Annotated in this window: 5 protein-coding genes and 1 pseudogene; 1 reads left to right on the forward strand and 5 read right to left on the reverse strand. The window is 69.4% G+C overall.

The features are described from left to right. A partial coding sequence (locus GTP77_RS29385; protein ID WP_161075690.1) for a sigma 54-interacting transcriptional regulator occupies nucleotides 1-1,087 on the forward strand: 1,087 nt, incomplete at its 5' end. Here the strand turns inward: GTP77_RS29385 and GTP77_RS29390 are convergent. The 5 genes and pseudogenes from GTP77_RS29390 to GTP77_RS29410 form a co-directional block, all read right to left on the reverse strand. Further along, nucleotides 1,049-1,858, reverse strand: a complete 810-nt coding sequence (locus GTP77_RS29390) for an amidohydrolase family protein (protein WP_229202423.1) — start codon at nucleotides 1,856-1,858, stop codon at nucleotides 1,049-1,051. The genes GTP77_RS29385 and GTP77_RS29390 overlap by 39 nt on opposite strands. Further along, nucleotides 1,806-2,444, reverse strand: coding sequence for a hypothetical protein (locus tag GTP77_RS29395; RefSeq protein WP_161075691.1), 639 nt, complete (start codon nucleotides 2,442-2,444; stop codon nucleotides 1,806-1,808). Before GTP77_RS29395 ends, GTP77_RS29390 begins: the two co-directional genes overlap by 53 nt. Nucleotides 2,445-2,459: 15 nt before the next feature. After that, nucleotides 2,460-3,122 (reverse strand): GIY-YIG nuclease family protein, encoded by a 663-nt coding sequence (locus GTP77_RS29400; protein ID WP_161075692.1) that lies wholly within the window; start codon nucleotides 3,120-3,122, stop codon nucleotides 2,460-2,462. Next, entirely contained in the window at nucleotides 3,119-4,171 is a 1,053-nt protein-coding gene (locus tag GTP77_RS29405) for an aminotransferase class I/II-fold pyridoxal phosphate-dependent enzyme (RefSeq protein ID WP_161075693.1), read from the reverse strand. Before GTP77_RS29405 ends, GTP77_RS29400 begins: the two co-directional genes overlap by 4 nt. A 9-nt stretch (nucleotides 4,172-4,180) precedes the next feature. Next, nucleotides 4,181-5,783: pseudogene (locus GTP77_RS29410) on the reverse strand (hypothetical protein); the annotation flags it as partial.

A 5,783-nucleotide genomic window follows, 5' to 3' on the forward strand; every position in this document is an offset into this window, starting at 1 on the left:
GTGGCCCGCCGGTGGTGCGGCGGCCGACGTGGCGGCCCAGGCGGCAGCGCGGCTGCGGCGCTGGCAGGCGGTGCAGCGGCTGATGGACTCGGCCGCCGTGCAGGCCAGCCTGGTCGGCAACAGCCCGGCGTGGCGCGCGCTGGTGCGCAACGTGGTGGAGGTGGCGGCGTTCACCCAGTCGTCCGTGCTCATCACCGGGGAAACCGGCACCGGCAAGGAGCAGATCGCGCAGCTGATACACCGCCTCGGCACGGGAACTGCGGCAGGCGCAGCGGGTGAAATGGTGGTGGTGGACTGCACCACGCTGTCGCCCGAGCTGGCGGGCAGCGAGTTCTTCGGCCACGAGCGCGGCGCCTTCACCGGCGCGGCGGCCGCGCGCGACGGCGCTTTTGCGCTGGCCGACGGCGGCATCCTGTTCCTGGACGAAGTGGGCGAGCTGCCCTTGCCCATGCAGGCGCAGCTGCTGCGCGTGATACAGGAGCAGCAGTACAAGCGGGTGGGCAGCAACACCTGGCAGCCGACCCGCTTCCGCCTGGTGTGCGCCACCAACCGCGACCTGGAGGCCGGCGTGGCGGACGGCAGCTTCCGCGCCGATCTCTACTACCGCATTGCCGGCTGGCGCTGCCGTCCCCCGCCGCTGCGCGAACGGCAAAGCGACATCCTGCCGCTGGCGCAGCATTTCATCCGCCTGCTGGCGCCGGGAGATGTGTGCTGCGAACTGGACCCGGCGCTCAAGGAATTCCTGCTCACGCGCGACTACCCCGGCAATGTGCGCGACCTGCGCCAGACCGTAGCGCGCATCTGGCACCGGCATTGCGGGCCGGGGCCGATCACGATAGGCGACGTCCCGCCGGACGAGCGCCCGCGCGGCGCCGCAGTCTGGCCGGACAGCTGCTTCGCCAGCGCCATCCGGCACGCGGTCGACCTCGGCGTGGGGCTGGGGCGCATCACGCAGGCGGCGGGCGACATGGCGATCCAGCTGGTGCTCGAACAGGAGAACGACAACAACCAGCGAGCCGCATCGCGGCTGGGCGTCACCGACCGCGCGCTACAGCTGCGGCGCAAGGCCTGGAGCACGGCGGGTTAGGCGCAAAAAATTCCCGCCCAATACCAGGGCCTCGTCGCGTTCGGGCAGGTGCAGCAGGCGTATCTTCTCCAGTTCCAGGCCGGGGTGCAGCCATGGGCCGTCGGATCCGAACAGCACCTTGTGCGGGCCGGCGCGGCGCACCGCCTGCTCCAGCAGGTCGAAGCGCCGCACGCCCGAGCTGTCGGTGTAGATGTTCTTGTGCCGCGCAAGATGGTCGATCAGCGCCAGCTGCGCGCCCCAGTCGTCGGCAAAGCTGCCCAGGTGGGGCAGGATGAAATCCACATCCGGATACTGGGCAGCCAGCAGCTCGGCCACCGCCACCTCCCCCATCGGATCGTACAGCACCGGCACGCCAAACAGGCGCGCCGCCTGGCACACTTCGCCGCTGATGCGCGCGTCGTGCCGGTGCAGCTTGATACCGATAAAGCCGTAGTCCTGCACCGCAGTGCGCACCATGGCTGCTATCCGCCCACGGTCCCGCGCGGCGTGCACAAAGGCGTAGCCATAAAACTGCTTCGGCCGCGAGGCGACAATGCGTGCGACAGCGGCGTTGGCCAGCGCGTAGTCGCTGTGGAAGGCGGCCAGCAGCGCGCAGCGGTCTATGCCCGCTTCGCGCGCGCGGCGCAGGTAGCGCCCCAGCCCCGCGTCGCTGTCCCACGGGCCGCTCAGGCCGTCGCCGGGGCCGGCGTGGCAATGGCAGTCGATAATCATCGCCGCCTCAGCAGCCAAAGCCGCCGCGCTGTGCGCGCCGCTGGCGCCAGCGTCCGCCATACGCCTCGCCCTGCTCGCCGGCAAATTCGCCAGCCACTTCGTAGTGCGGCACGTGCTGCAGCAGCGATTCGCTCAAGGCCTTGCGCACGGCCTGCGGGCTGCCGTCGCCACCGGCGGCCAATTGCGCCGCCGTCCCCGCTATGCGCACGAAGCGGCGCGCCATTTCGAACTCCTGCTGCTCATATTCCATGCCCCCGAATTCCAGCTCCAGCGCCTTGGCCACCGCGCCGCCCAGCGCGGAACCGAGCGCCGTGCCAACGCCAGGGATGGGGATGAAGGAGCCAAGCGCGCCGCCCACCATGGGCAGCGCTGTCTTGGCTATGCCCTTCAGCACGCCGCCCAGCGGCTTGGCCACCTTGCCTATCACCGAGCCCACCTTCTTCAGTCCCTTCCAGGCGCTTTTGAACAGGCCTCCCAGGAACTGATCCAGCTCGGCCTCGCTGGTGACCGACATCAATTCCATCGCCAGCTCCATTTCCCGGGCTTCGCTGAACGGGCCCTCATGCGCGGACGCGAATTCCATCACTTCGAAGCCGCCCGCCGAGGTGCTGCGGCAGGAAGTGCAGTTGCATTGTTTGCAGTACATGGTGTTCTCCTTTGTTCATCGCCATTCGTGGCCAAACAACTCCGCTTCCAGTTCGCGGCGCTGGTTGGTCAGCACGCCGGCGCTGGTGCGGAACATGTCGTCGTGGATGCGGTATTCGACGGCGCGGCGCTGGGCTTCGGGCAGACTGGATTGCGCCACGTAGACCGAGTGAGAGGCCAGCGGCAGTCCCATCATCTGCCCGCACAGCGCATGCTGCTGGAGGCGGCGGCGCAGGTTGCCGGTCTGCCCGCTGTAGGCGCGCTGAACGCCGTTGACGGTAAATTCAATCAGGTAGAAACCGGCCCCGGTGGCACGGGGGTCGCGCAGCGCGCCGGTGATGGGCCCCAGAGCCACGTAGGCAGGCCGTTGCGCGGCGGGCAGGCGGCCTATGGTGGCGGCGATGGTGGGCGGTATCTCGCCCGGCTCGTCGTCGGGCCGGTTGTCCGCATCGGGAGGCAGCACGGTGACGGAGGTGTAGGGCCACCAGCCGCCATAGCGCGGGCCGTAGTAGGGCCAGGAAGGCCAGGGCCGGCGGAACCGGCCGCGCGGCGGAATGACACGGCCGCCGCCGCGCACGCCGCCACGCATGGCCCCCATGGCACGCATAGGACGCATGCCGCGTTCATATTCCATTTCGCCCTCGCGTTCGAAAGGCAGTGTTTCGAATTGATGATTCATGCCAGCTCCTTCATATGATGTTCCAGGGCCGCCACGGCCCGGGCCACGTCATGCGCGCTGTGGCCTGCACGCAGTAGAAATGTCAGCCGCGCCGTGCCGCGATGGCCTTGCAGCAGCGCCAGCACGCCATCGGACCGCAGAGCGGCCAGCAATGCCGGGCCGTTGGTTTCCGGCGCAAGCGGCACCACCTGCACCGGGAACATGCCGCCACAGCATGCAATGCCGGCGGCGGCCAGCCCGGCACGAAACTGCTGCACGCGCCGCCTTAAAGCCTGCCGCAAAGCGCCCCCGCAAGCGGCGTTGATGCGCAAGGCCCGCCGCGCCGCGGCGATCGCGGCCACACTGGGCGGGCTGGCATGGATGCGCACCAGGCTGCGCTCCTCGAAGCGCCCCAGCATGGCCGCGCTTCCGGCCAGCACCGCCAGCGGCGCACCAAACGCCTTCGCCAGCGAGGCCCCAACCAAAACCGGCGTGCCATACCGGCTTTGCTGCGGCCTGGCCAGGCCGTGCAGCGGAACCGAGCCGCCGCCTTGGCGGCCCAGCAGGCCTAGCGGCTGTGTGTCGTCCAGCACCAGCCAGCCTCCGCCCCGCGCGGCGATGTCCGCGTAGTCGGACAGGGGCGGCGGGTGTTCGCTGCCGGGACTGTAGCCGTCCGCCAGCACCAATGGCCGCCTGCCTTGCGCGCGCCAGCGCCGCACCAGGCGCGCGAGGCCCGCCGCGTCGCCATGGCGGAACACCTGCACCGGGGCGCCGCGCGAAAGCGCCTGCTGCGCCCCCCAGCGCGCTATCGGATAGGCGCCGCCATCTATCAGCAGCGCAACCGCCTCCCCGGCCAGCATGGCGAACAAGTCCCAATACAGATGCAGCGTGGACGGCAGCAGCAGCGCCGCCTCGCAGCCCAACAGCACCGCCAGCTCCCGCGCCACGCCGGCGGCGCCGGGAGGCTGTTCCAGCGCCGCCGGCTTGCCCAGCGTGAGCGACGCCCACGGCTCCATCGCTGCCGACGGGTGCCGCATGTCAAGATACAGCGCGCTGGTGAAGTCCAGCATCGCATCGGCTCAGGCGCGGGCCTGCTGCGCCGCCAGGCGCTGGCGCAGCAGCACGGACGGCAGCGTGGCGTCGGTGGCCGTGTCCGCGCCATCGACCGACAGATCGACACCGGTGGCCGCCCGGTAGGCGTGGATATAGCCTTGCGCCTGCGGCCGCCAGAAGCGCGCCCAGTTGAACGCCTGCGTCGATTCGTAGATGTCGCTCCAGTTGCCGTAGCGGATGGACAGCAGCAGCTGTTCGCCGAACATGGCCAGCGAGCGGAAATGCATCACGCTGGTGTCGGTCCAGCCTTGCAGCTTCTTCATCGCATCCACCCGGTCCATCCACGGCTCGGGGTAGGCCACCATCACCCGCGTGGGCAGGAACTCGCGGAACTCGGGCCGCCCCAGCAGCCACTGCTGCATCAGCATTTCGATGCGCGCGGTGGATGGCAGGTCGCCGAACTGGTTGTGCGCGCCCTGCGACAAAATCAAGTGCACCTCCTTGAGCGCGTTCAGCACCGGGAAGGCGTCCGCCTTGACGGTGGTGTCGTCGTCCTGCCGGTAAAAGGACGTGAGCAGGCGCAGCAGATGGTGGAAGGCCTCCAGGAATTTCGAGCGGCTGTCGGCCGGACGGAAGCGCTGCACCGCCTTGCCGTCCAGGCGCACGCCGTAGTGGTGGTCGTACTCGTAGTTGCGGCGCACCACGGTGAGCCTGTGCTGCTCGTCCTGCGTGTAGCCCCACAGCAGATTGTTCAGCGGCCGCAGCATGTCGATCTCGGTGTTGGCCAGCGGGTCCTGGCCGAGCGCGGTGCCGGCCGGGCGCAGGTTCTGGAAGCGCTGCGTGATGGCGTTCATGGTCTGCACCAGCATGCCCTCCTCCATCCAGTACGACCAGATCAGCTCTATCAGGCAGGGATTGGACAGCCGCTCCTGGATAATGCCGAAACACAGGTCCGCCTCGCTGCCGCTGCCCGGGATGGTGATGGGAATATCCGGCAGCTTGCGGCGTATCACCGCCAGGTAGGGCAAGGCCAGCGTGCTGCCGTCCACCGTCTCCAGGTATTCGTTGGCCAGCACGTCGGCCAGGCTGCCGCCGTTGGGAATGTCGCGCCGGTCCAGGTAGGCCGCGTCCTCGGCCGGGTTGAAGGCCAGCGGCAGGCTCAATACGCCGCAGTTGACCATCACGAAGGCTTCCGTGGCCGCCTTCAGCACGCGGTAGGAATCGGAATCGTTGAACGGCAGCGCGCGGCGCGACTTGATGGCGTTGAAGGCCGCGTTCTTGCCCACGAAGCGCAGCCGCTCGAAGTCCGACACGGCCACATTGGCGTCGCAGAACAGCTGGTCCAGGAAGGCCAGGTAGTTGGTGAAGGACAGCGCCTCGGTGCTGTTGCGGATCAGGGTCCACAGCGGCAGATCCTCGGTCGGCTCGGTCTCGGTGCGCGTGAGCGACACGCCCAGCTTGCCGCTGATGGGCTGGGGCACGCGCTGGTCCGCCTCGAAGTCCGAGTTCACGCCGAGCGACGCCATGGAGCCCGGTGCCACCACGCCCGCCAGCTGGTCCGCCGTCAGCGAGGCGCCGGGGCCGCCGCTGCGCGCCATCGGCATGCCGGCGCCGCCGGCCGCGCCGGCC

The sequence above is a fragment of the Pseudoduganella aquatica genome (assembly GCF_009857595.1).
GTDB classification, from domain to species: domain Bacteria; phylum Pseudomonadota; class Gammaproteobacteria; order Burkholderiales; family Burkholderiaceae_D; genus Rugamonas; species Rugamonas aquatica_A.